Source organism: Pseudonocardia sp. EC080619-01 (assembly GCF_001420995.1).
GTDB lineage: Bacteria > Actinomycetota > Actinomycetes > Mycobacteriales > Pseudonocardiaceae > Pseudonocardia.
In genome coordinates this window covers 593,897-617,731 of the sequence record NZ_CP012185.1, presented here as the reverse complement: position 1 = coordinate 617,731, position 23,835 = coordinate 593,897, and the positions used below count along the sequence as shown (strand labels likewise).

The following is a 23,835-nucleotide window of genomic DNA, read 5'->3' as shown; positions in this document are numbered from 1 at the left end:
ACGCTCAGCCGCGTGACCGAGGAGTCGACCCCCACGCAGGCCGTCGAGGCAGACGCCGTCGCTGACGCTGGCACCGACGGCGCCAACGCTGATCTCGCCGACGTGCCGGCGTCGGTGTTCCCCCCGGCCTCGCCGGTGCTGTCGGCCGCGACCCCGTCGGTGGGCCGTGGCGTGGAGCTCGAGGCGTGCCAGTTCCCCGGCGGCTGCCCGCACACGGTCGAATACGCCGGTACCGGGCGGCGCCCGAAGTACTGCTACCAGGTCGTGGGCGGGGTGATGCACGACCGTGGCAACGCCAAACGCGTCGCCGACGGCGGCGCCCCGGCCCGGCGCCGCGGCGAACCTGATGACGCCGCCGCGCGCCCGGTCACCCGCGCCCAGCAGACCGTGCAGACCCAGGTCACCGGCCTGGCCACGCGGCTGGAGGAAGTGTCCGGGGAGCTGCGCGACGCCCTGGGTAACCTCGCCGACCCCGACGCCGTCGCCGCCGAGATCGCTGCCGCCCGCCGCGGCGCCCGTGCCGAGATCGACACCGCCCAGGCCGCGCGGGACGAGGCCACTGCTGAGCTCTCGGCCACCCGCGCCGAGCTGGAGGCGACCCAACTAGCCCTCGACGAGGCCCGCACCGAACAGGCCCGGCTGCAGCGCGACCTCGACACCACCCGGACAGAGCTGGCGTCCGCCGTCCAGGACCGGGACGCGGCCGGGGCCGAGCGCGACCGCCTCCGTGGCGAGGTGACTGACCAGGCCCGCGCGGTGGAGGAGGTCCAGGCCGAGCGCGACGCCGCCCAGGTCGCGGCCGAGCAGCTGCGCACCGAACGCGACACCGCACGGGCCGAGACCGAAGCCGCCCGCCGCGACGTCGAACGCCTCCAGACCGACCGGGACCACGCCATGGCTGAGCGCGACACCCGCGCCGACGAGCGCGACACCGCCCGCGACCACGCCGCCGAGGCGCGCACCCAGCTCGCCGTGGCCGAGTCCAGCATCGCCGCGCTGCGCGACCAACTAGCTCGCGACCTCGAGCGCGAACGCGCCTACGGCCAGCAGCGTCTCGACGACGCCGAGACCCGCCACCACACCCAGATCCGGGAGCTGCGCGCCGAATTCGCCCAGCTCCGCACAGGGCAGAACAGCGCCGCTACGCCGCAGGCCGGGACCGACCAGCCGCGCAGCACCGGTGGACGACGGCCGAGCCCACGCACCGCACGGCGCCGGACCGGCCCGACCGCCCCACCCACATCTCCCGACCAGCCCGGCGACACCTCCGATGACCAGGAGTGAGACCCCGTGAGCTCCTCACCCCCGCCCCTCACCCCCCGCCCCTCACCCGAGCCACCCCGACCGGCGCCACCCCGGCACACCAGCGGCGCGGCCGGTGATGCCCGCGACCGCCCGGCGCAGCTCGCGCGCCCACGCGCCGGCCTGTGACCGCTGCGGGCAGGTCGCGACCGATCCCCTCCAGCAGATCTTGATGAGTGCCCAGTGGCTCATCCCCGCCGCCGACGGGCCCCGACTTGCCCGCTACTGCCGAGCCTGCCCACCTACCGGCCCGATCACCGACCTGACCTGCACCCGCTGCGGCGACGGCCCGCTGCTCACCGGGACCCTCGCCGCCGGCCCGGACGGGGACATCCCCTCCCCCGCCCGACAGTGGCTGACCACGAACGGCTGGTGCCTCGACAGCCAGGTCTGCCCCGACTGCTGACACGAGCACCCGAACTCACTGTGAGAACTCGACTTGGCCGAGCGCTTCGACCACCGCCACCAGCGTCGCGTCGCGACACCGATTGCCAGCGAGGGCCGGGGACGGCCACTGAAGAGGAGGGGGTCGACAGGACTGACGAGCAGGAGGCCCCGACGGTGCGGCCCCGCGCCCTACGGGTGTCGGCTCTTGACACGTCCGGCCGCTCCGAACTACAAACTGGGGCCATCGAGAGACGGCAGTCGTGAATGCCACAGGGACGGCGACCGGATCGAGACGAACGGGAGTGTGGTCTATCAGAACATCCCCCGAACATCTGGATCATTGACCACTGCAGTCGAAGCGGGGTCCGGCCACAGCGGCCGGGCCCCGCTTCTGCATGCGTACCTGGGTCTCCCGGGGGGGGGGGGGGGGGCTTGTGGCCCGGCGCAGACGCCACCGGCTATCACCTGTCCACCACCGTCACCTTGGGGCGCCAGATCGTGGCCCCCGGCGCGGGTGAGGCTCTCAATCCCGCGAGTTCAGCCGTCGTCGCCGACACGACACCGGCGGTTCGAGCCCCGGGCCGTCGCCCCCGCTCACATCTGCGGCGGAGACGGCTCGGGGTCCGTGTGGTGGTCACTGTCGTGGCGGTGGTCGAGGGCGGTGATGCTGATCGTGTCGACTTCGCCGGTGTCGAGCAGCGCCTCGGTGCGGCGGTCGGCCTCGGCGAGGCTGCCCACGATCCACTCGGCCACGACCTTGTAACGCTGCGCCAACTCACCCTCCTGCACGCACACAATCTATGCCGCCCACCCCCACCGGGATGGACGGAAGGGTGTGGGCAAAGAATCGGGCCTCGCGCCGCCGTGGGCGACGCGAGGCCCGAGACTCGCAGGTGGCGACCGGTCAGCTGGTGGCGACCGGTCAGTCGACTCAGTCGACGCTGTCGCCGGCGCCGCCGGCCTGGGCGCAGTTGTCGGACTGGTCGGTGACCGAGTCACCGGACTTGGCCTTGCCCTCACCCAGGATGCCCAGAGCACCGGTGAGGCCGTTGCCCGCAGCGGCGTCCTCGACCGGGACCTGCACGCCCAGCACGTTGACCGGGACGTTGTTGTTGCACGCCTGGACCGGCACGTCGACGTTGTTGCCGTTGAGCCCGGCAACCAGGCCCTCAGCGCTCTTGTCGATGCCGTCCCCGTGGCCGTGGTCGCCCTCGGAGGCGAACGCCATCGGGCTCAGCGCCAGCAGCGACGCCGCGGACGCGGCCACGACGATTCCAGCCTTCTTCAGCACAGCACATCTCCTGTTATGTCCCGGCCCCACCCCCGGATTAGGGGCGGTGACCCGTCGGATGCCGGCACTTTGATCAAGGTGGGTGCCCGTACCGGCTGCGCGACAATTTAGAGCAGAAATGATCCCGTTTCCAGTCGCGCGCCACCATCGTGTGGACGTATTACCGACGGTGGCGGATACGCCTTCGTCTGGGTATTCCCGGGACACTTCCTTGACGGTCGAGCGCCGGTTCACCGCTGCCAGGCCACGACTCCACGTAACCGCCCGTTGGTCGAGGCCGACGATCACACGCGCGGCCAGCAGGCGATCTGCAGCGGAGCTGTGCTCTGGGGTGCTGTCGAGCAGGGGCGGGGAACACGGTCCGTGAGCACCCCGGAGGCTGGTGACGATGATGCTCACGGGCCGTGGACGGCGCTCCCCGGCCAACAAGCAGCGACGGTAGCAAACGAATCCGACGACCAGGCCGGGGCCGGTTTCAAGTACGGCCGGATGAGCGACACGTGGTCGCGGGAACGGTGCGAAACGTGCTGCTAACGTTCTGCGCGGCGGGGCTCGGGGGCGAGGCTCCCGTCGGTCGTCGTCGGATACGGAGCCCGATGCTCCCTATCCGGCGGCGACCATTCCCAGCGTCACCACTCGATTGCCTGAATCATGCATCGGCGCTATCACCGACACCAGCAGCTGGTCGTTGAGCAGACATGCAGGCGGATCCGGACGATCTCACCAGCGCGGGCCTCGACCGGGCGACGCCGGCCGGCGGAGGGCGACACCGCCTGCGCACAGAATCCGAAGAACCGACAGCGACGGTCCCGCCACTGATGCGGCCCCGTGAGTCTCCCCGCCACGACCCGGTACGGGGTGCGCTACTCGTACTGAGCTGCGTCGCGGTCGCGATCGCGGTCGCCGTGTTGGTTGTGCTCCTCTGACGCCTCCGGTCACCGCCGAGCACCGCGGGAGCACCGATCACCACGTCGTCGAGGCAACGGCGCACGCCTTGATCGACACAGACCTACCTGGCGGAGCGTCGCGTTCTCCCGCGCGGCCCCTGCCGGCGGGTGGCGGGCGAGCCACCATCCGTACCCCGGGCCGACCTCCAACCCATCGACCGTCGCCGCCGCGGCCGCCGTCAACGCGAGGGCGGTCGCGTCGCGCGGGAAAGCCACACCAACCGGGCACAGGTCGTGACCGCAGCACGGCGACGCAGCCGTGTCGACCCGGTGCCCCGGACGGCCACCGCAACGCTCCCGGCCACCGATCACGTTTCCCGCCCAGCCACAGCTCCGACACCCCAGCTGCAGGAGCGCACGCAACCGTATCCCCTCCACCACGCGCCACCTCCGCCACCGTCTTCCCGGACCCCGTCACCGCGGCGACACCACAGCGATGGTCGACGCCCGCGCATCCTTCCTGGCCGGCGACCATTATCGGCCGCTGCGCTCCACCATCACCGCGCTGACCGCCGAGCGCCCTACGGCGACCAGGCTGGTCGTCGACCTCGCCGGCGGCACCGGCCACTACCTCACACCGGTGCTCGACGCCTTCCCCGCCGCACATGGGATGACGGTGGATGTGTCCATCGCGGCGCCGCGCCGCGCGTGCTCATCCGCGCGCTGCCGCAATCGCCGCCGATGTCTGGGCTCCGTTGCCGATCGTCACCGGCTCGACCGGCGTTGTGCTCAGTGTGTTCGGGCCCCGCAACCCCGGCGAGGTCGAACGCATCCTCACTGCCGACGGGATCCTGCTCGTCGCCTCCGCCCGCCCCGAGCATCTGCACGAACTCCGTACCCTCGTCGGAGGGATCGGAGTTGACCCGCACAAAGCCGCCCGACACCGGGCCGCCTTCACCGGGTTCGTCCCCGTAGTCCTGCCCGGCCATCGGCCTGCCCAAGATGGACTTCCTGGGCTGCGCGACGTCGCCGTCATCGGCAACGCCCTCGACAACATCAGTCGAACCAGCCCTCATCAGTAGACCAGCGGTGCAGTGGTATGAGCGCTGACAGCCGCGGGTCGCGGTCTCTGATTGCCGAGGTGCCATCGCGATGCCGCCGATCAAGCCCTGCCGCAGCCGCCGTCAACGCGAATGTTGTCAGGGTTTAGCGATACCGTGACGGCGAGGCTGACAAAGGAGCGTCTTATGGTCCGGTTCCCGCAGGTGCCGCGTGAGCTCTTCCGCTTTACCCAGGGCGATCGTGCCGAGCTCTACACGGCGGTGCTGCGCGTCTTCGGCGAGGCCAACGACCGGCTCGAGACCTCCCTCAAACCCGATCAGCTAAGAGATCGGCTGCGGGGCGTCGGCTGGTTCGACGCGTTGGAGGACATCGATCTGACGGCCGCGCTCGGCAGTTTGCGTGGCTGGGAGCTGCTCGATGCCACGCAGGACCACGCGGGGGAGTACCGCACCGCGGAGGAATACGAGCAACGCAACGTCTCCTTCTCCCTCACTCGACGAGGGGAGGCCGCGCTCGCCGGAATCGACACTGTGCTCGCGGTGCTGGCCTCGGCCGGTGCGCTGCAGACCGCGGTGCTGGATGCGATCGCGGCCCGGCTCGCGATGCTCGGGGAGCTACTCGCGGACCCGACTACGTCGAACCGAACGGTATTCGTGGCACTGACCGAGCTTGAGAACCATCTCGAGGCGCTGCGCGGCAACACCCGGCAGTTCAACGGCGAGCTGCAGCGCCTGGTCCGCGGCGAGGCCGCCGACGTCGAGGTGTTCCGCGAGGTCAAGGCGGCAACGGTCGGGTACCTACAGGAGTTCCTGGTGAACCTGGATCGCCGGGCCGTCGCGGTGTCGGACGCGGCTCGCCGGGTTGAGGCACTCGGCGTCGACGAGCTGTTCACCCGGGCGTTGGCTGGGGCGGATCTTCCACCGACCCCGGACGAGGATCGCGCGGGGGTCTGGTTGGACGGTCGGCGGACTCGGTGGGCCGGGCTGCGAGCGTGGTTCCTGCCCGAGCGCGGGACACCTGCTCGGATCGAGCAGCTCACCACTGTCGCCAGACGGGCGGTGATCGCCCTTCTGCAGGCTTTGGACCGCATCACAGAGTCGCGTAAACGGGTCAGCAGCGCGGGCGAGGACTTTCGGGCCCTCGCCCGCTCGTTCGCTCTCGCCCCCACCGAGGACGACTGCCACCGCCTGTGGAATGTGGCATTCGGCCTCAGCTCGTCGCGGCACGCGCACCTTGCCCACCCCGATCCCGAGCTGGTGGGGCCCTCGACACCGTGGACCGCCGCGCCCCCGGTGCACGTCTCGGCGTTGCTGCGTTCCTCTGGACGCACAGACCGACACAGCCGCCCCGGACGAGTCCGCGACGTCGCAGCCGTGCGCACAGCACGGGCGTTGCAAGCCCGACGGGAACGCGCCGAGGCCGTCCGAGCATGGGAGGAACTCGCTGGGAACGGGCCCGGCCCGGTACCGCTGTCCGGATTCGCGCAGCTCGACCACACTGTCTTCCTGCGCCTGATCGACCTGCTCGGACGCGCGTTGTGCAGTCAGGTGGGCACCGATGGCCTCCGCCGCGCGGCTACGGCCGACGGTCGGATGGAGCTCGTGCTACGCGACCCGCCCCCCGGTCGTCCGCCCGCCACGATCAGTACCCCGCGGGGCACGTTCACCGGTCCGGACTACCTCGTCGACATCCGTCGTGCCGGGGAGCGGGCTCCAAGGGCGACCGCACGGAAGGTGGCACGGTGAGCCGGCTACCAAACCAACTCGTCCTTGCTGAGAAGGAGGACGTGGCTCGCGGTATCAGGCTTCTCCTGGCAGAGCCCCTGCTTACCGCGCACAAGGACCCGGCCGGATTCGACGTCGTCCGCCGCCGCCGCGACCCGCTCGCGGCCTATTTCGAGTTCTACTGCGGATGGCGTCTGGTGGTCGAGGCACGCATGGGTTACGCACGGTTGACCAAAGTCCGGGTGAGCGCGGACGCGAGCAGGCCCGCCCGGCGTCGCCGAGCGGGTGCGGCCCCCTTCGACCGCCGCCGCTACATCCTGCTGTGCGTTGCCGCAGCGGAGCTGATCGGGACACCAGTCACGACCATCGGGCTGCTCGCCGAGCGGATCGTCCTCGCCCTGGCGGTCGATCCCGACCTCCCCGCGTTTGACACCAGTAACCGGGCCGAGCGGATGGCTCTGGTCGACGCCGTGCGGATGCTCGAGTCTTACGGCACGCTCACCGCCGTCGACGGTGCGACCGACAGCTTCGTCGAAACTGCCGCGGCCAAGGTGCTGTACCGAGTCGATGCCACCCTGCTGATGCGGCTACTCGCAGCACCGACCGGGCCGTCCCGGCTCAGCGCGCCGCCGACCGACCCGGCAGGACAGCGCGCCGAGCTGCTCGCCGAGCAGCGGTACGGGCCAGCACCTGATCCCGCCGAGCTGGCGGAGGGCCCCATCACGGTGCAGCGCAATCTCGCGCTGCGTCATCGGGTGTTCCGGCGCCTGCTCGACGATCCGGTCGTGCACCGGGACGACCTCACTGAGGCCGAGCGCTCCTACCTGGAGTCGCTGACCGGGCGTCGGCTGGTGCGCGACGCCGCCGAGCAGGCGGGCATGGTCCTGGAGGAACGGGCGGAGGGGTGGATGCTGGTCGACGTCGATGCCATCGCCACCGACGTCCGGTTCCCGGACGACGGTAGCCACGCACGGATCGCGGCGCTGGCCCTGCTCGACCGGCTCACCACGTCCGGCCCGGCGGTTCCCGAGCAGCTCACCGTCGCGACAAGAGCTCTACTCGCGCGGTTCCCGGCCTGGGCACAGGCCTACCAGGACACCGACGGGCACCAGCGGCTGCGCGACGCAGCTCTCACGGTCCTCGCGCAGTTCGGGCTCATCCGCTGCGACGGCGTCACCGTTCGGGCCACTCCCTCCGCCGCGCGGTACGCGGTGATCGCCATGACCGAGGCACCCACCCACGAGGAGACCCCGTGAGTGTCACCCTGTTGCACCCCGACCACACCGCCGCACCGACGCGCTGGGTGCCCCACCGCGCCGGGATTGAGAACGTCTGGCGCTACTACGGCGAGGTCTTCGAGTTCCACAACGGACGGCTGCTGCTTCGCGGTGCCAACGGCAGCGGCAAGTCGAAGGCACTAGAGCTCCTGTTGCCGTTCCTGTTCGACGCCAGCCTGCGCGCCCAGCGGCTCTCGACCTTCGGGACCTCGGAGCGGACGATGCACTGGAATCTCATGGGGGAGGGCACCGACAACAAGACTCGGGTCGGCTACGTCTGGGTCGAGTTCGCCGGCTCCGCCGGCACAGGCCCCAACACGCCCCGGCGGTACTTCACATGCGGGGCCCGGTTGCAAGCCACCGTGCATCGCAGCAGCGCCGATGCCGACTTCTTCACCCTCGGCCGCGCGGTGTCCCCCGGTGAGTTCACCACGACCGACGGACGGCCTCTGACCGTGGCGGGCCTGCGCGAGCGGCTCGGCCACGACGGAACAGTGCACGACTCCGCCGGGGACTACCGGGCAGAGATCCGGTCAGTGCTCTTCGGCGGGATCACCGAGCAACGCTACGACTCCCTCGTGCTGGCGTTGTTACAGCTGCGCACTCCAAAACTGTCCCAACGGCTGGATCCCTCCCTGCTCTCAACACTGCTGTCCCGAGCTCTGCCCCCGCTGGGTGAGAGCGAGCTCGGGGAACTCGCGGAGGGATTCCAGCGGCTCGACCGGCAGCGCGAGGAGGTGGAGCGGCTCGACGACGAGGCCGCGACTGCGCGGTCGCTGGCGACCGCCCAGCAGACATATGCGCGCCGGGTCATCCGAGCCGCCGCCGCGGAACTGATCACGGCGACATCGGTGATGGACGGACACACCCGGACCGTCCGGGAGAACGAGGAAGAGCTCGCGGCAGCACGTCTCGCGCACGGCCGGGCCCACTCCGACGGAGCTGCGGCCCGGACGCAGGTAGAACGGGTGGCGATCGAGGTCGAAGAGCTGCAGGCGCGATCGGAATACCAAGAGGGCGCCGCGGCTCTTCGACGGATCGCGGACCTGCAGAGACAACTCCGGAGCGCCGAAAAGCATCGCACAGAGGCGGCCGCGCGGGCCGCCGCCGCCGAGAGCCACGCCCACGACGACGACGAGTCGGCCCGCTGCGCCGCAGAGGAACTCGGCTCCGTGTCGGCGCGCGCCGCGGAGCTCGACGAGGCGGCCGCGGACCGGGCGGCTCGGGCCGGGATGCTCTCCGTGCACGCGGAGATGCTCGCCCCGGCCGGCGCCGACCGCCGCCGGGCCGAGGCGCTGCTCGGCGCCGCGGTGACTGGGCGGCTCGGTCAGATCGATGAGGTCCGTACCGCTCTACGCGAGCACGAACGCGTCATCGACCGCCGCGGTCACGTCGAAAACCTCGTCGAGCAGTCCCGCGAGATTCTGGAGCACCGCTCGCGGGAGCAGGACGAGAGCGCGGCGAACCATGAGGCCGCCCGGCTCGAGCGCGCGGGTCGGCTCGCAAACTGGGCGCAGCAGTGCACGGAGCTGAAGGTCAATCCGGCTGCCGCCCGGGCCGCCGCGGATGACGAACCGGAGCTGACGCGCCTGGTCGAGGTCGCCGCCGCGGGGATCGTGACCGAGCTGGCCGACACCGACGCCGATCTACGGGTGCGGGCCGATGCCGTGGCGCGCCGACTGCAGGAACTCACAGAGGAGACCGAACGGATCCGCGCCGCCCGGCACGTCCCGCCGCTCGTTCCAGCCACCCGCACCGCCGACCGGTCGAGGGCAGTCGGTGCCCCATTGTGGGAACTGGTCGACTTCGCCGAGCACCTGCCCGAGGATCGGCGGGCCGGGCTCGAGGCCGCGCTGCAGGCATCCGGTATGCTCGACGCATGGGTGGGACCCGACGGTGCCGCACGCATCGACGGCCACGACGTCCTCGCTGACCCCGAGGCGCTCCCACCGGCACCGAAGCGGTCACTGATCGACCTCCTGCGCCCGGAACCCGGCGGTGTCGTGGCGGCCGACCGGGTCACTGCCCTGCTGTCAGTGGTGGCGGCCGGGGACCAGTTACCTGCATCCCACCCGGCGGCGATCGGGACCGACGGGACGTGGCGGCTAGGACCCACGACCGGGAGCTGGGACAAGCCGGAGGCGCAGCACATCGGAGCCACCGCCCGGAGCCGTTCCAGAAAGAGGCGACTCGCTGAGCTCGCGACCGAGTCACGGGCGGCCGAGGCCGAGCGGGAGCAGGTCCGCGCAGACCGCGCGGTCGTCTCCGACCGTCGGCTCACACTCGACCGCGACCGGGCCGGACTGCCCGCCCGGGCGGAACTCGACCGGGCCCACGAGCAGTGGCAGCGCGCCGTCGCCGCGACCGAATTGGCCGACGCCGCCGTCGCCGATCACCTGGCGCTGCTAACCCGTGTCTCCACCGAGGCGGCGGCCCGGCTGCGGAAGCTGGACGACACGGCCGCCAGGACCGGGCTGCCGACCGACATCGCGGACCTGCACCAACTCACCGCCGCGGTCGAGGCGTTCCGCGGTGCGGCCACCAGCTGGCTGTCGAGTGTCGCCGATCTCGCTGCGGCGTCGCGCCGGGCTGCGGAGACGGGGGCCGCGGCAGAGCGCTCGGCATGCACGGCGCGGGACCAACGGGACGCGGCGGCAGAGGCCGCCGAGCGGGCCGAGGGACTCACCCACGCCGTGCGTACCGCCGAGGACGCCGTCGATCAGTCCTACCGCGAAATCGTCGACCGGCTGGCAGATCTGCGGACAGCCGGTGATGCGGCGAAGAAGCGACTCGACGCCACACAGAAGCAAGAGCATGCCGCCGAGCTGACGACCGCGCGTCTTGAGGCCGTCAGCGCCCGTGCCGTAGCCGAACAGGATGCGGCGATCCTCCACCGCGACGACGCAGGTGCCTGGATGCGGCGGGTCACCGCGGCTCCGTTCGGATCCGACGCCGGGCTCGACGACGACGCCGAGATGACCGGGGACGGGGTGCGCGCCACCCTGGAGACTGCCCGCGGAGTCGCCACACGTTGGGCGGCGACCCCGCACGAGCCACGGCTCGTCGTACAGGCCCTCGACCGGCTCCGCGACGAGCTCTACCGCGCGCGAGAGGTGCTCAGTGCCCGAGCGGACCTGCAGCTCGTACCCGTCGAGGAGCACCACCATCTGCTCACTGCATCGGTCGACGGTGTCCGGACCGGTGCCGCAGGACTCGCGGCGGCGCTGTCGGACGAGGCGTTCCGGGCCCACGAGGACATCACCGAGTCCGAGCGTGCCCTATTCGAGACCACCCTCACCGGGGACACCCGCCGTCACCTCGCCGACCGTATCCGACGGGCGGTGGCGCTGGTTGACGATATGAACGCCCGGCTCGACGAAGTGCGCACTGCCTCCGACGTCGCGGTCCGACTCGACTGGCAGGTCGACCCGGAGCTCCCGGCCTCGGCCCGGGCGGCGCGCGAGTTGTTGTTACGCAACCCGGCCGCCCTAGGTGACGACGACCGGGCCGCGCTGCACCGCTTCTTCCGCGATCGGGTGGACGCCGCCCGCGCCCGCGATGACTCGATCAGCTGGGAACAGCAGCTCGCCGAGGTGTTCGACTACACTATGTGGCACCGATTCGTCGTCCGACTCGACCGCGGTCGCGGCGAGGGCTGGCAGGTACTGACAAAGAAGCTGCACGGTGCACTATCCGGCGGGGAGAAGGCGATCGCGCTGCACTTGCCACTGTTCGCCGCCGTCGCGGCGCACTACGAGTCGGTGCCGACCGCGCCCCGGATCATCCTGCTCGACGAGGTGTTCGTCGGCGTCGACGAGACCAACCGCGGGCAAGTATTCGCGCTACTCGCCTCGCTGGATCTGGACCTGCTCCTCACTTCCGACCACGAATGGTGTGCCTACCGTGAGCTGGACGGGATCGCGGTGCACCAGCTCGTCACCGGCGACGGAGACGACGCCGTGACCACCGCCCGCTTCGTCTGGGACGGCGAGGACTGGCGCGGCGAGGACGACGACGAGGAGCAGACAGGAAACGACGCGAACGACGGGGACGGGGACGACCGTGCCGGCTGAGTCCAGTGTCCCGGCACCGCTGGACCGGCCCGAGCTGGAGCCGCTGTGGCGCGAGATCCACCACCGACTGGGCACAGGGCGGCCCATCGCCCGGATTCGGGTCGATCAGCTCGACGACGGTGGCCGCGCCGCACTCGCCGACCTACTCGGCACGGTCCGGTACCCGAGCACCCCCATCGCATTCGACCGGCTGGAGTCGGCCGTCGTCCAGATCGCCTTCCTCGACGTCCGGACCGTGGTGGAACAACTGATCGGCCCGGTCGATGACCGGGCAGACCGCCGCGCCAAGGACTCCGCAGCCCGTGCCCGGCTGTGGACGTGGCTCGAGGGGCACCCACTAGTGGGACAGCGTCCGGCACTGGCCGAGTGGATAGCCGGTCTGCGACGGGCCGGCATCGGCGACGTCGAACATGCCCGCGCTCTGCTCACCGATGCCGTCACAGTATTGGGGCGACTTCCTGCTGATGGGGTGCCACTGCCGACCTTCGCTCAACAGGCCCTCGGCCGCACCCACGCCCTCGACACCGGCACTGCATTGTCGTCGACCGTGCTGCGCGGCGTCGCTGCACTGCTTGGCGCCGATCCCGCCACGGACGCTGAGGGACGGCGTGAGCTCTGGGAGCGGATGGGCGTCGACGCCGACGAGTTGTCCTCGACCGTGCTGGTCGCTGGCATGCGACCAGCCGGATCCGGCCTGGCGGCGATCCTCCTAGGTGCCTCGGCCGACGCCGGTGAGGCGTGCGTGCTAACACTCGCCCAGGTCCGGAGAAACCAGGGGATCCGACTCGATGGGGGCGCGGTGGTGCACGTTGTGGAGAACCCGTCGATCGTCGCGATGGCGGTGGACCGCCTCGGAGCCCGGTGCCCTCCGCTGGTCTGCACCAATGGTTGGCCGAGCGGCGCCGCGATCCGGCTCCTACGCGCGCTCGCCGCGCGTCACGAGATCCGCTACCACGGCGATCTCGACGGCGACGGTGTGCGCATCGCCGCGCACGTTGTAACGGCGACCGGGGCCCGACTCTGGCGGATGGGGGCCGACGACTACAGCGCCCACGTCCCCGAGGTCGGAGCACCAGTAGGACGGGTCGGCGACGCTCCCTGGGATTCGGACCTGGCCCCCGCCATGCGGGCAAGCGGAGTGTCCCTGTCCGAGGAACATATCGCGGAGCTGCTTCTCGACGACCTCAATTCATCCGGGGCCAACAACGGCAACGACGCCGGAATCAGATGAGATGCCCGAGAGGCTCCGGCGTGATGACCGTTGCCGACTCGCCGGAGCCAGGCCTGGGGACCAAGGTATGGCTCACGGATGGACCCGCCTCGGGCCACACACCGGTCCACCGTACTTGGCCCGTGGATCCCATCTTGCGTGCTGTCCCACGCACGTCGTGGACAGTGCAAGCGTCCAGACGTACGGAGACCCTTCCGCCACCGCGGCGGCAAGGACAGAACAGGAAGACGAGACGGCGCTGGACGCGATGCACCGCCTCTGGCGGGACGAGGGACTCCCGATCACACTGGAGCCCGAGGACGTCGGCTGGGCGCGGATCTTCTATGGGCTCGACCCCGATGGCTACGAGGTGATGTTCGAACAGTTCACGAACTAGCTAGTTGGGCAGCACGTCCCGGCGACCGTGAGGATTCCTCATGTATGAGGATAGAGTGGGCCTTTACGGGCCGGACTACTTTGACGCCAGTGTCGCTATCCGAGTTCGAGCACCTCGCGGTCACCTTCGCGGCGCTCACCCGCGAGATGGAAGCGGCCGACGACCCCGAGCAGACCCGGCTGATCATCACCCCCACGCCATCGACATCGCGCCCGGCTGCACGTCCGTCGGCATCTCCCTGACCCAGCAGAACGGGTCGGTCTCCACCGTGGGCCCCACCGACCGCGCCGCCCAGCGGATGCACGTGCTCCAGAACGATCTCGGCGAGGGCCCCTGTCTGAGCGCGCTCTCCGACCACGTCGCCTACCAGATCGACGACCTCCGCACCGACGAGCGCTGGCCCCGATTCGCCCGCCGCGTCGCCGCGGAGATGCCAGTCGCCAGCATCATGCTCCCGTTCCGGCTGTGCGCCTCCCACGGAGCCACCGGCGCCCTGAACCTCTACGCCGACGAGCCGCACGCGTTCAACCTGCACTCGCGCGCCGTCAGCACAGTGCTGGCCGCACACGTCGCGTTGCGCTGCTCGCCGCCCGCGAGCACGAGCACGCCGCGCACCTCGAAGCCGCTCTGCGGACCAATCGCAAGATCGGTACCGCGGTCGGAATTCTGATGCGCGACGAGATTACTCACTGAGGACGGCGCGTTCGACTACCTGGTCGAGGTCTCCCACCGGCTCAATCGCAAGCTCCGCAATGTCGCCGACGTGATCGTGGACCAGGGCGGGATGCCCGGCTGCCGGCGCGCGCAGGACGCCTAACCCACTCTCCCGCCGGCTCCCTTCTCTGTGAGGCGGACCGCTCTCGTCGGTCCGGCACCTCTCGGCGCCGCAGCCGATGAAACCCACTCACGCGCGGAGATGGGCGCGGCGCTCTTCGGCGCTCCTGAACAGCCGGTCCAGATGTGTGTCGATCGCGGCGAGGGCGTCCTGAGGCTCGATCACGTCGAGTTCGATTAGGGAGGTGAAGCCGGTGAGGGCGAGGAGCAGGTTGGTCTCCGTCGCCGGGTCGCGGTCGGAGTCGATGTGCCGGTCGGTGATCGCCTGGCGGACCAACTGCTCGACGAGGGCCCGTCCCTTGACGAGGCCGTGGCGCGCCTGCTCGTGCACGGCCTCGTCGTGCAGCGCCTCCAGGACGTAGGCGGCGCTCATCCGGCTGGTCGCGCGGGCGTCGGCATGCAGGGGGAGCATCTCTGCGAGCGTCAGTTGCAGCACGTCACGGGGGTGCGGGCGGTCACCGAGCTTTTCGAGCCCCTGGTGTACGCGCATCGAGGTCTGCTCGGACGCGAGATCCATGGCGAAGGTGAGCATGGCCGACCGTGAGGCGAAGTAGTGCTGCAGCTGCCCGAGTGACATGCCCGCCTCCTGCGCCACCATGCGCATCGTCAGCTGTGTGACGCCGCGCTGCTCCACCACCCGCCACAGTGCGCGGGCGATCGCTTCGCGGCGTCCGCGGTGATCCACCTGTTTCGGCATCGCCGGTCCCTCTTTCGCGCTCCGGGGTCATGCCAATACAGTTGACATAATACATCTGACCCGTAATCCTTGGGCCACTCGCGGGCCGAGGCCTCGTGTCCGAGCAGTCAAGGTACGGACCGCGGAGGGCATGGCTCGGAGCGCTCCGCTTCGCCGCGTCCGCGCCGCCGACCCGATGGTCTGGAACGCGGTGACGCAGCGACCACGCGTGAGGTGTCCGTCGCGACAAGGGGGATTGCAGTGGACGGGGTAGTGAGGACGAGGTCCGGTGCGGTGAGGGGTGTGCCGGATGTCGAGGTGGTGGCGTTTCTGGGGATCCCGTACGCCGCGCCGCTGCACGGGGCCCTGCGGTTCCAGGCTCCGCTGCCGGCACCCGGGTGGGCTGATGTGCGGGAGGCACGCGAGTTCGGGGTGTGGGTTCCGCAGCAGGCGATCCCGTCCGCCGTCTCCGGGGCTACGACCGGCGAGCTCGCCGATCTGCGCGGTGCGTCCGGTCCGGAGTGCCTGACGCTCAACGTCTGGACACCGCGTTCCCGACACGATGCCGACGGTGAGGGGTTGCCGGTGCTGGTGTGGGTGCACGGCGGAGGATTCGTCGGCGGCTCGGCGAACACCCCCGGCTTCGACGGCACGAAGCTGGCGCGGGCCGGGGTGGTGCTGGTGTCGGTGAACTACCGGGTCGGCTACGAAGGATTCGGCTGGGTGCGCGACGCCCCCTGGAACCGCGGTGTGCTCGACCAGCTCGCCGCGCTGCGGTGGGTGCAGGACAACATCGCCGCGTTCGGCGGTGACCCGGGTCGGGTGACGGTGTTCGGCCAGTCCGCAGGCGCGACCTCAATAGCCACGGTCATCGCCGGGGGCCGCGCGGGCGGAGTGTTCCACCGCGGTATCGTCCAGAGCCCCGGCAACGTGTTCGTCCCGCCGGAGGAAGCGCGCGCCGTCTCCACGATGATCACCGAGGAGCTCGGTGTCGCCCCGACTGCCGAGGCCCTCGCCGCCGTCCCCACTGGAGCGATCCACGACGTGCAGTGGAACCCGGTGGCGGTGATGTCCGCGGACCCGGAAGCCTGGAGTCATCCGAACAGCCCCTACGGCGTGGTCCTCGACGGCGAGCTGCTCGACGAGTTGCCGTGGGCGGCGATGCGGCGGGGCGTCGGCCGCTCGATCGACCTGATATGCGGATGTACCGCGGCTGAAGCGCGCATGTTCACGGCGAACCTGGACCCGGTCGACGCCGATCCGGCCGGCGTGGCCCGTGGTGTCGGCCTGGCCCCGGCCGCGGTGGACGCCTATCGCCACGCCCGACCCGGTATCACCGACAGCGACCTGTCCACGTTGGTGCTCTCCGACGCGTTCTTCCGGCTGCCCGCCCACCGATCTGCCCGTGCCCACGCCGAGGCCGGCGGTCGCACGTTCTTCTATGAGTTCGACTGGGTCGGTGATCGGGTTTTGGGCGCCTACCACGGCCTCGACCAGTCCTTCGTGTTCGGCCTCCCGACCGGCCCGCTCGGCTGGGACCTCGGCGCGCAACCCGGAGAGTTCGACACGCTGTCCACGGCGATGCGGTCGGCCTGGACGCAGTTCGCCGCCAGCGGGGATCCCGGCTGGCCGCGATACCGGCCCGACGAGTGGCTCACCCGGATCTGGGACCTCCCGCCGACCGTAGGCGTGGACCCGACCGCCGTCTCGGCCGAGATCTGGCAGCGGCACCACCGCACAGCGACATCCCACCGTTGAGGAGGAGCAGGCCCACATGTCCGCAGTGAACTCGACCGTGCTGGCCGCGCCGGGGGCCGCCGAGCCACCCGCGGTCTTCGTGCACGGCGTGCTGTCCTGGGGCACTGACGACCGCTACGGCTTCGGCCACCAACGCCCACTAGCCGCACACCGCCGGCTGATCCTGATGGACCGCCGCGGCCACGGCGACAGCCCAGACCTCGAGGGCCCGTACCGGACCGACTACACGGTCGACGCCGAGGACATCATCGCGCTCCTCGGCGACGGCGCCCACCTCGTCGGACACTCCTACGGCGGGGTCGCCGCGATGCTCGCCGCTTCCGCCCGGCCCGACCTCGTCCGGTCCCTGTGCCTGATTCAACCCGGGGCGCTGCGTGTCGCCGAGAACGAACCGGTGGTGCGAGACACGCTCGCCCGGGCCCGCGCCTCCACAGCCACACTCCCCGACGACCTCACCGCCGCGGACTACCTGCGCATGTCAACCGAGTCGCTCGGGATGCCCGCACCGCCGGCGACACCCGGGCGGCTGCGTGCAGCCTGGACGTCCATGGGGGAGAGACCCTGCTGGGACGCCGAGATCGACGTGTCCCCGCTCGCGGCCGCAACCTGGCCGGCCTCGGTGATAGTCGGCGACTGGGCCGACGCACCCGCAGAGTATCTACGCCTGGCCGGCGACCCCCTGACAGCGGCGGCCCACGTGCTCGCCGAGCGCATCGGTGCCGAACTGCTCACCGTGCCCGGCTTCTATCCGCAGACACAACAACCGGAGGCGATCAACGACGCACTGACCACCCTCTGGGCCATGGCGTCCTGACCGCGTTGTGCCCCCGGTCGGCACTATCCCTTCAACCGTCCGTCAACCACTCGATGGAGCAGATTCTCATGACGCAGTACTTCCTGACCCTTCCGCACGACAGCGCCGACGAGCCGACGATGGAGTCGATGCAGGACATGGACCCGGCCGAGCTGGAAGCGGTGATGGTCGCGGTGGAGAAGTTCAACAGCGACCTGAACGGGGCCGGCGCCTTCGTCACCGCAGGCGGTCTGGAGCCACCGTCGACCGCGATCACGGTCGAGACGACGAGCACCGGAACGACCCGAACCCCGAAACCGTTCGTGAAGGCGGACCAGTACGTGGGCGGCTTCTGGATCATCGAGGCGGCCGATCAGGAGGCGGCACTGGTCTGGGCCGAGCAGGCCTCGGCCGCCCTGCAGCCCCGGATCGAGGTTCACGCCCTGCAGGCGGCACCGGAGTAGCAGTCCCGATCCGACACGAGAACGCGGCCGCCGAACCGGACGACCGGTGCGGCGGGCGCGTGTCGTGGAGCTGCTCGGCCCCGCGACGAGTTCGGATCGACCGCGTAGCTGCGCGACACTGCGGTGGGGGTTGGAACCCGAATCAAGCGTGGAGGTGCTTCGGGGTGTCGTCGAACTCGGCTGCGGTCAGGACGGGCCCTGCACCTGACTCGCGGGCACCGGTGACCGTGAAGCAGAGCATCTGAGTGGCGACACCCGCGCCGCGCGCGTCAGGGTGCACGAAGGCGTCCTCGATCATGGCGACGCCAGGGGCGGGGGTACCCACCGTTGTGCAACCGTCCACGCGGGAGCGGCGACGTGCGAGGGGTGGGAGACGGGGGAGAGGCCGCGGCGCAGGGAGTCCGCCTCGTGGGTGTCGGCGACGGGCCGCTCCGCGCGGTTCGCTCGGCGGTCCTCCTCGAGGTGGTCGATCCGGGACAGTTCATCCACCGCCCGCCAGCCCCGGTCGTGTCGGACACGTCTCATCGCGAGGGTGGCGGGCGGCACGGCGACCGTCGGCTGGAGGACGAGGAGGCGGAGCTGAGTGTCGAGGGCCCAGTCGTGGAGGGCGAGCAGTGCTTCGGCGGCCGGTGGGGTGCCGGGTGGAGTGAGTATCCGGAGGCACGATGCGCGAACGAACCGGACGTCCGGGTGGGGGAAGTAGGCGCGGGCGGTTCCACTGGCTCGCCGACCCTCACCGAGGGCGTTCGGGACCGCGGCCTCACCGCCCTCGGCGTCCTCGACGTCACCGAGCGTGGCCTGGTGCTGCGCGAGACCGCGCCCGGGGTCGACCCCGGCGACGTGCGACGGGCGACCGCCGCGGACATCCACGATTGCGAGACGACATGAGTACCACCCCTGATCTCCTGCAGTACCGCCGTGGCCTGCACGGCCTGGGTTCGGGCTGCTTCGCCTGGCTGCTGCCGGACGGTAGCTGGGGCTGGAGCAACTCCGGCCTGATCACCGGATCCGGTACCTCGCTGATGGTCGGCACCCTCTTCGATCTCGCACTCACCGGGGAGATGCTGGAGGGAATCCGGCCGGTCACCGACCGGCATCCCCTGCAGACGCTGGTCAACACCCACTCCGACGGCGACCACGTCTTCGGCAACCAGCTCCTGGCGGAGCGGGACGTCGAGATCATCGCCTCTGAGGCCACGGCGGAGCTGATCACCCAGGACCAGGTTGATGCACTGGCGTCGGTGCGCCGTCGCTCCGGCACGTCGACACACCGGATCTCGCCGCCTTCACGGGGTGGCTGCAGCCGGGTGACGTCGTGAGCTTGCTTGGCGAAGGACTCGGCGAGTCCCGGCAGACCGTCCGGTCTGCGCCGCCGGTGACCCCGCTCCGCGCCGGACCACGCTCCGCTGCGACGCCCCTGCCGTCGCTAACAAGCGCGCCGGCGTGGGGCTCGTCGCCTCCAGACAGTGTACGGAGAACGCTCCCTCAAACCGTAGATGAGGCGGCTTATCCGACGCCGAGGCCTCCACCAGCTCGCTGGTTCTGCCCGGTCATCCACCGGCCATCGGGGCCGACCAGGAAGGCCACGATGTCGGCAATATCGTCGGGCGCGTCGAAACTTCGCCCAGGACAGCGGCAACGATCCCGAGCGGGCGGTCGCCTGGACCACTGTTGCAGGGACGGCGACAGTCTGAAGTACGCGCGGGCTACGCCCCCGTGACTGCCCAGCCGCACGGGCACCGTCAGCGACGCCGCCACGGCCTGATCTCGACCTGCCGCACCGCTCGGCGTCGCGCCCCGACAATCGCGGGCACAGATCGTCGGACCTCGCCAGTCGGCGTTCCCCAGGCTGGGACATGCCAGGAAGGACCAGACATGGAGCTGTGGAACCGCGCGATGGACGCCATCGAAGAACACCTCGACCACGACGTCCCCGTCCGGGACGTGGCCGCGGTGGCCCTCACCTCGGAGTACCAACTCCGGCGGGTGTTCTCGATGCTCGCCGGGATGCCGCTGTCGGAGTACATCCGCCGACGGCGCATGACCGTCGCAGCGAGTGCCGTACGCGACGGCCACGAAGCCGTGCAGGACATCGCCGTCCGGTTTGGCTACTCGTCGGCGGATGCGTTCTCCCGCGCGTTCCGCAGCGTGCACGGGATAGGGCCCGAGCAGGCACGGCGCCCGGACGCCGTCCTGCGGTCCCAGCCTCGTCTGTCCTTTCACCTCACTGTTGAAGGGAGAACAGACATGCAGTACCGCATCGTCGAGAAGCCGGCGTTCCGAGTGGTGGGGCGCAAGGTCCGCTCCACCATTGCTTACGAGGGCGTCAATCCCGATGCCGACCGGCTCGTCCGGTCGCTCCCGGACGCCGACTGGGAGATGTTCGAGGACCTGTCGGACCAGGAGCCGCGCGGCGACATCTCGGTCTGGGGCAACGTCGACGGGACAGGCGGGGCCGAGGGCACCGAGGCCGACTACTACGTCGGCGCGGCCACCCACCAGCCCGCCCCCAGCGGGTACGACGTCCTCGCCGTGCCGGCGCACTCCTGGGCGGTGTTCACAGCCTCCGGGGCGTTTCCGCAGTCGTTGGAGTCGCTCTGGCGCGCCGTCGGAGGCGAGTGGTTGCCCGCTAACCCCTACGAGCTGATCCCCGCACCGTCGCTCGTTCGCGCGACCTACCACGACGAGCACGGTGAGCACGGTGAGTTCGAACTCTGGCTCGCTGTCCGACCCACGATCTGACCGGGCCGACAGGGCGCAGCCTGCCCGCGAGTCCGGCGGCTGGCGGGCAGACATCCTGCGCTTCCGGAGCGTCAAGCATCAGGTGAGACCGGAACGTCAAGCATCAGCCGGGACACGACAGTCGAGTCAGCGCCCGCCGTGTCTAGACCTTCCGTTCGGTAACCGATTGGCGCGAGAGCCTCTAAGAAAGCGCAACTGCAGCCCTCGAAACACCTCTCAGGAATGCAAATCCCGACGGTCGACGGCGCCTTACGGGGCAGTCGTCGCTATTCCTCGTCCTTGTCCTTCTCTGCATCTTCGTTGAGAAGCGCATCGTCTGACAGGTCCGCGGGGAGGAGAGCAGCAAGGGAATCCCCCCGCCTCGTTCGAACCAGGCGGTGCTCATGGATCGGCGATCGTTCGGTGACTTTACTGGCGATAGTCTCAAAGAATGCGGCCGCAGAAAGACTGTGGTCGGGCTCTTCGAGAATCTCGACGTGAGGAGATTCTGAATCCTTATCCCAGGTGCCGACCAGGAGCATCGTAGCATCGAATGCTTCGCCATCGCGACGTAACCGGTGGAGGATATCGTTCAGAATGGGGTAGGCGCCGTCTTCCTCGTAGATGCTGGAATGAACGAGGTAGGCGTAGCCCATGATAGCCATTGGATGGCGCCGACGAAGACTTTCGACCTCTCCAACGGCCTCCTCGTGGCGATTCTTCAGGTTTTTAAGGTAGGAGGAGAACATCGTCTTCGTTGAAATTAGAATGTCTGGCCCACGTCGCCACGAAGAGAGCCCCACGTCGATCTGTTTAGCATAGAAGTCGCCAAGTATGTACGCGTTTGCGTTTCCCAGGCTGTGGTCAACAAGGTCCTTGATTGAGGCCCGAAATCCCTTATCTTGAATATAGCTACGTGTTCCTTTCGAGGTCGTCTCAAAGCGGCGCAGCTCCGAGGCCAGCGCATCAATTTTCCGCTCGACCTCGGCGAGCCCATCTGGCAGAACGCGCGGCTGTCGCAGGCGAGGCCATACCTCTGATTCGGGGAAGCCCAAACGTCTCAGCTCATGTGCGATCCAGGCGTCAAGGGCTTTAGCCGTTCGGCCTTGCTGCTGCTTCGCCTTCTCTCGAATTGGTATTGATAGCAAGCTTCTTGCTAAATCCAGTTCAGGTGTGTAGGCCCCCGATCTCCATGGAGAGCTCTCGGTGAGGCTTGCCTTTGCTAGTATGCTGTCTAAAGCAGTGAAGCCATCATTCTTCGATGTCACTTTTGAGCTCGCTCCGAACTGCCGCGGATTCTACGGGAGCGAAGCTTCGCGAGAGCTCCCCGAATCAAGCCCACGTCCTCCTTGGAGATCTCGAGGACTTCAGAGAGTAGAACCTCGTCTACCTGCTCAACAACTGAAGCCAAACTCGAAGCCCGATAAGAATGCTCGAGGGTCAATTGCTTGTGGCGTAGGCGCTCCCACGCCGCGAGGATATGCGGAACTAATGGCATAGGGAGCGCCGACGCTTCGCGGGGCTCCATCTTCACGATCCCGCCGCCGTACGACCTACCCTGTAACTCAGCGCCCAAAGCTGTGACGGAGTTTAGAGAGAGCAGAGGAAGCGCAGGTACTGCTTCCTTGGGAAAGCTCTCGGTGAGACGAACGCCGTGCATCGAATTGACAAACGAAGCTTCAACATGATTCGAAATCAGACGCGGGGCGATATGGCTCATGTATGTAAAGAAGAGGTCCGGCGCCCAAGGGCGCGGCGGGCGCCACCAGGGAGTGCGGATTGAGCACTTGTATGTCTCGTTCAGGCCTTGCTCGACGCCCTCCGAGATGTACTTTTTCAGTCCACCCCGCGGCTGTGTATCCTCTGGGTTGAGGAGCCACACTCGCGCCCCTTCCAGGCGGAGCTGTTGCCAGTCTCCTTCGGAAAAGCCCAGTCCTCGCAGGTGCCTACTCCCCGGCGGAACAACCTTCTGTACCTGAGTCCCAGGCTTCAAGCCATACTCCTGCCGCGTGCTCTCAGTCAGAGTAAAAAACTTGTTCGCGCCGGTTACCGTTCCCAATTCAGTTTGGCCAAAGCTTGAAAGGGAAGTAAAGGACGCTGCAGTCAAGGCGCTGTACGCATCGCGATTAGCTTGCGGCAGCAGCAGATCTGTCCACTTTCCGCTAGCTACCGGAATCACGGAATCAGTGTCAAAGATGTGAACTTTGTTGAGGTCGTCGGCCGTGTTAACGTGATGCAAGTTGAACGTCTTACAACCGCCTCTGCCGGAGGCGACAAGTAGAACTACCTGTTCTTCCGCATCCGCGAACTGGAGTCGCTCGAAGAGTACCAAATGCACTTTGGCAAAGCGCGCGCGTAGCCACCGACGAATCGGTTCGGCGTAGCCGACCGTCATTAACTCTGCTGGCAGAACCATCGCAATTCTGCCGTCAGGCTTCAGGAATCCAGAAGCGTGCACTAAGAGCGCCGCCCACGACGATGCTAGGCCAGAAAGCCGCACACCTTGAGCCAGTGCTGCAGAAGCGGATCGCTTGCGGGCATCTCCTCTGTGGGTCTGATAGCGCACAAACGGCGGGTTGCCGAGGATAGTGTCAAATTCGGGAAGTTGGCTCCCGATCTGCGATGGGAGCGCCTGTTGAAAGAAATCCCCGGGAGGCAGTAGGGTGCCGCTGAATCCTCCCGCCTCTAGGTTGGCTTGACTTTGATCTAGCGAGGCCGCATGGAGATCAACGCCAAAGATCTGGTCGTGAATCTCACTTGGTGTACAACCGAGGTCCTTAAGTCGCTCTGCTGCAGCCAGAAGGAAGACTCCATCACCACAGGTGGGATCAAGAACACGGCCGGCCCTCGGATCCCTAATAGTCCAATCAGCAAGAAACTTTGCGATCGAGTAGGGTGTAAAGAATGCACCCCTGGCCTTCCGAAGCTCAGCTGTGTCCGACCGCACGATGTCCTTTGCGAGATGCATAACTGGTATCC

Annotated in this window: 21 protein-coding genes and 3 pseudogenes; 17 read left to right on the top strand and 7 right to left on the bottom strand. The window is 68.9% G+C overall.

The window, feature by feature from the left end:
* Window positions 1-12: 12 nt before the first annotated feature.
* Window positions 13-1,284: a hypothetical protein gene (locus tag AD017_RS31035; RefSeq protein ID WP_060577243.1), complete on the top strand. Its 1,272-nt coding sequence runs from the start codon at window positions 13-15 to the stop codon at window positions 1,282-1,284.
* Window positions 1,285-1,474: 190 nt separating this feature from the next.
* Window positions 1,475-1,708, top strand: coding sequence for a hypothetical protein (locus tag AD017_RS31030; RefSeq protein ID WP_145984179.1), 234 nt, complete (start codon window positions 1,475-1,477; stop codon window positions 1,706-1,708).
* A gap of 575 nt (window positions 1,709-2,283) precedes the next feature.
* Here the strand turns inward: AD017_RS31030 and AD017_RS31025 are convergent.
* Window positions 2,284-2,478 carry a hypothetical protein gene (locus AD017_RS31025; RefSeq protein ID WP_145984180.1) on the bottom strand — a complete coding sequence of 65 codons (195 nt, stop codon included), beginning with the start codon at window positions 2,476-2,478 and terminating at the stop codon, window positions 2,284-2,286.
* A 142-nt stretch (window positions 2,479-2,620) separates the two neighbouring features.
* Window positions 2,621-2,980: a hypothetical protein gene (locus AD017_RS31020; protein ID WP_060577240.1), complete on the bottom strand. Its 360-nt coding sequence runs from the start codon at window positions 2,978-2,980 to the stop codon at window positions 2,621-2,623.
* Window positions 2,981-4,622: 1,642 nt separating this feature from the next.
* On the opposite strand from AD017_RS31020, the gene AD017_RS31015 reads away from it, so the two are divergent.
* The 9 genes and pseudogenes from AD017_RS31015 to AD017_RS37610 all read left to right on the top strand — a co-directional run.
* Entirely contained in the window at window positions 4,623-4,949 is a 327-nt protein-coding gene (locus AD017_RS31015) for a hypothetical protein (protein ID WP_060577239.1), read from the top strand.
* 165 nt (window positions 4,950-5,114) lie between these two features.
* Window positions 5,115-6,674, top strand: coding sequence for a TIGR02677 family protein (locus AD017_RS31010; protein WP_060577238.1), 1,560 nt, complete (start codon window positions 5,115-5,117; stop codon window positions 6,672-6,674).
* A 41-nt stretch (window positions 6,675-6,715) separates the two neighbouring features.
* Window positions 6,716-7,909, top strand: a complete 1,194-nt coding sequence (locus AD017_RS31005; protein WP_369821715.1) for a TIGR02678 family protein — start codon at window positions 6,716-6,718, stop codon at window positions 7,907-7,909.
* Complete coding sequence (locus AD017_RS31000; protein ID WP_060577236.1) at window positions 7,906-12,003, top strand: TIGR02680 family protein; 4,098 nt, start codon at window positions 7,906-7,908, stop codon at window positions 12,001-12,003. Before AD017_RS31005 ends, AD017_RS31000 begins: the two co-directional genes overlap by 4 nt.
* Entirely contained in the window at window positions 11,993-13,234 is a 1,242-nt protein-coding gene (locus tag AD017_RS30995) for a TIGR02679 family protein (RefSeq protein WP_060577235.1), read from the top strand. The genes AD017_RS31000 and AD017_RS30995 overlap by 11 nt, the downstream gene beginning before the upstream one ends.
* Window positions 13,235-13,472: 238 nt before the next feature.
* Window positions 13,473-13,610 (top strand): annotated as a pseudogene (locus AD017_RS35915) (VOC family protein); the annotation flags it as partial.
* A gap of 89 nt (window positions 13,611-13,699) precedes the next feature.
* On the top strand, window positions 13,700-13,852 hold the full coding sequence (locus AD017_RS35655; RefSeq protein ID WP_168172340.1) for a hypothetical protein: 153 nt from the start codon (window positions 13,700-13,702) through the stop codon (window positions 13,850-13,852).
* Window positions 13,853-13,878: 26 nt separating this feature from the next.
* Window positions 13,879-14,280 carry a GAF domain-containing protein gene (locus AD017_RS30985; RefSeq protein WP_060577234.1) on the top strand — a complete coding sequence of 134 codons (402 nt, stop codon included), beginning with the start codon at window positions 13,879-13,881 and terminating at the stop codon, window positions 14,278-14,280.
* Between the two features lie 21 nt (window positions 14,281-14,301).
* Window positions 14,302-14,427, top strand: a pseudogene (locus AD017_RS37610) (hypothetical protein); the annotation flags it as partial.
* An 87-nt stretch (window positions 14,428-14,514) separates the two neighbouring features.
* Here the strand turns inward: AD017_RS37610 and AD017_RS30975 are convergent.
* Window positions 14,515-15,141, bottom strand: a complete 627-nt coding sequence (locus tag AD017_RS30975; RefSeq protein WP_060577232.1) for a TetR/AcrR family transcriptional regulator — start codon at window positions 15,139-15,141, stop codon at window positions 14,515-14,517.
* A gap of 213 nt (window positions 15,142-15,354) precedes the next feature.
* Between AD017_RS30975 and AD017_RS30970 the strand changes: the two genes are divergently transcribed.
* From AD017_RS30970 to AD017_RS30960, 3 genes are all read left to right on the top strand, one after another.
* The gene (locus AD017_RS30970; protein WP_369822007.1) at window positions 15,355-16,878 is read left to right on the top strand and encodes a carboxylesterase/lipase family protein; all 1,524 of its coding nucleotides are present in this window, start codon (window positions 15,355-15,357) and stop codon (window positions 16,876-16,878) included.
* A 16-nt stretch (window positions 16,879-16,894) separates the two neighbouring features.
* Window positions 16,895-17,692 (top strand): alpha/beta fold hydrolase, encoded by a 798-nt coding sequence (locus tag AD017_RS30965; protein ID WP_060577230.1) that lies wholly within the window; start codon window positions 16,895-16,897, stop codon window positions 17,690-17,692.
* A 68-nt stretch (window positions 17,693-17,760) separates the two neighbouring features.
* Entirely contained in the window at window positions 17,761-18,135 is a 375-nt protein-coding gene (locus tag AD017_RS30960) for a YciI family protein (protein WP_060577229.1), read from the top strand.
* Between the two features lie 142 nt (window positions 18,136-18,277).
* Here the strand turns inward: AD017_RS30960 and AD017_RS35650 are convergent, their stop codons facing one another.
* Entirely contained in the window at window positions 18,278-18,433 is a 156-nt protein-coding gene (locus tag AD017_RS35650) for a hypothetical protein (RefSeq protein ID WP_168172849.1), read from the bottom strand.
* 110 nt (window positions 18,434-18,543) lie between these two features.
* Between AD017_RS35650 and AD017_RS35910 the strand changes: the two genes are divergently transcribed.
* The gene (locus AD017_RS35910) at window positions 18,544-19,023 is read left to right on the top strand and encodes a hypothetical protein (RefSeq protein ID WP_193427377.1); all 480 of its coding nucleotides are present in this window, start codon (window positions 18,544-18,546) and stop codon (window positions 19,021-19,023) included.
* The gene (locus AD017_RS30950) at window positions 19,020-19,454 is read left to right on the top strand and encodes an MBL fold metallo-hydrolase (RefSeq protein WP_227012944.1); all 435 of its coding nucleotides are present in this window, start codon (window positions 19,020-19,022) and stop codon (window positions 19,452-19,454) included. Before AD017_RS35910 ends, AD017_RS30950 begins: the two co-directional genes overlap by 4 nt.
* Window positions 19,455-19,641: 187 nt before the next feature.
* Here the strand turns inward: AD017_RS30950 and AD017_RS36775 are convergent.
* Window positions 19,642-19,743: pseudogene (locus AD017_RS36775) on the bottom strand (3-ketoacyl-ACP reductase); the annotation flags it as partial.
* Between the two features lie 267 nt (window positions 19,744-20,010).
* On the opposite strand from AD017_RS36775, the gene AD017_RS30945 reads away from it, so the two are divergent.
* Window positions 20,011-20,877 (top strand): AraC family transcriptional regulator, encoded by an 867-nt coding sequence (locus AD017_RS30945; protein ID WP_060577227.1) that lies wholly within the window; start codon window positions 20,011-20,013, stop codon window positions 20,875-20,877.
* Between the two features lie 266 nt (window positions 20,878-21,143).
* On the opposite strand, the gene AD017_RS34900 is transcribed toward AD017_RS30945, so the two are convergent.
* Together AD017_RS34900 and AD017_RS33955 are read right to left on the bottom strand one after the other, a co-directional pair.
* The gene (locus AD017_RS34900; protein ID WP_145984181.1) at window positions 21,144-22,124 is read right to left on the bottom strand and encodes a hypothetical protein; all 981 of its coding nucleotides are present in this window, start codon (window positions 22,122-22,124) and stop codon (window positions 21,144-21,146) included.
* Window positions 22,121-23,824 carry a class I SAM-dependent DNA methyltransferase gene (locus AD017_RS33955; protein ID WP_082539119.1) on the bottom strand — a complete coding sequence of 568 codons (1,704 nt, stop codon included), beginning with the start codon at window positions 23,822-23,824 and terminating at the stop codon, window positions 22,121-22,123. The genes AD017_RS34900 and AD017_RS33955 overlap by 4 nt, the downstream gene beginning before the upstream one ends.
* Window positions 23,825-23,835: the final 11 nt, after the last annotated feature.

What these genes read in the sequence shown, in the direction of transcription:
- AD017_RS30950 (WP_227012944.1), top strand. Translation starts at nt 19,020, where the DNA reads ATGAGTACCACCCCTGATCTCCTGCAGTACCGCCGTGGCCTGCACGGC.
- AD017_RS30945 (WP_060577227.1), top strand. Translation starts at nt 20,011, where the DNA reads ATGGAGCTGTGGAACCGCGCGATGGACGCCATCGAAGAACACCTCGAC.
- AD017_RS30965 (WP_060577230.1), top strand. Translation starts at nt 16,895, where the DNA reads ATGTCCGCAGTGAACTCGACCGTGCTGGCCGCGCCGGGGGCCGCCGAG.
- AD017_RS30975 (WP_060577232.1), bottom strand. Translation starts at nt 15,141, where the DNA reads ATGCCGAAACAGGTGGATCACCGCGGACGCCGCGAAGCGATCGCCCGC.
- AD017_RS35650 (WP_168172849.1), bottom strand. Translation starts at nt 18,433, where the DNA reads ATGATCGAGGACGCCTTCGTGCACCCTGACGCGCGCGGCGCGGGTGTC.
- AD017_RS31030 (WP_145984179.1), top strand. Translation starts at nt 1,475, where the DNA reads ATGAGTGCCCAGTGGCTCATCCCCGCCGCCGACGGGCCCCGACTTGCC.
- AD017_RS30960 (WP_060577229.1), top strand. Translation starts at nt 17,761, where the DNA reads ATGACGCAGTACTTCCTGACCCTTCCGCACGACAGCGCCGACGAGCCG.
- AD017_RS31010 (WP_060577238.1), top strand. Translation starts at nt 5,115, where the DNA reads ATGGTCCGGTTCCCGCAGGTGCCGCGTGAGCTCTTCCGCTTTACCCAG.
- AD017_RS33955 (WP_082539119.1), bottom strand. Translation starts at nt 23,824, where the DNA reads ATGCATCTCGCAAAGGACATCGTGCGGTCGGACACAGCTGAGCTTCGG.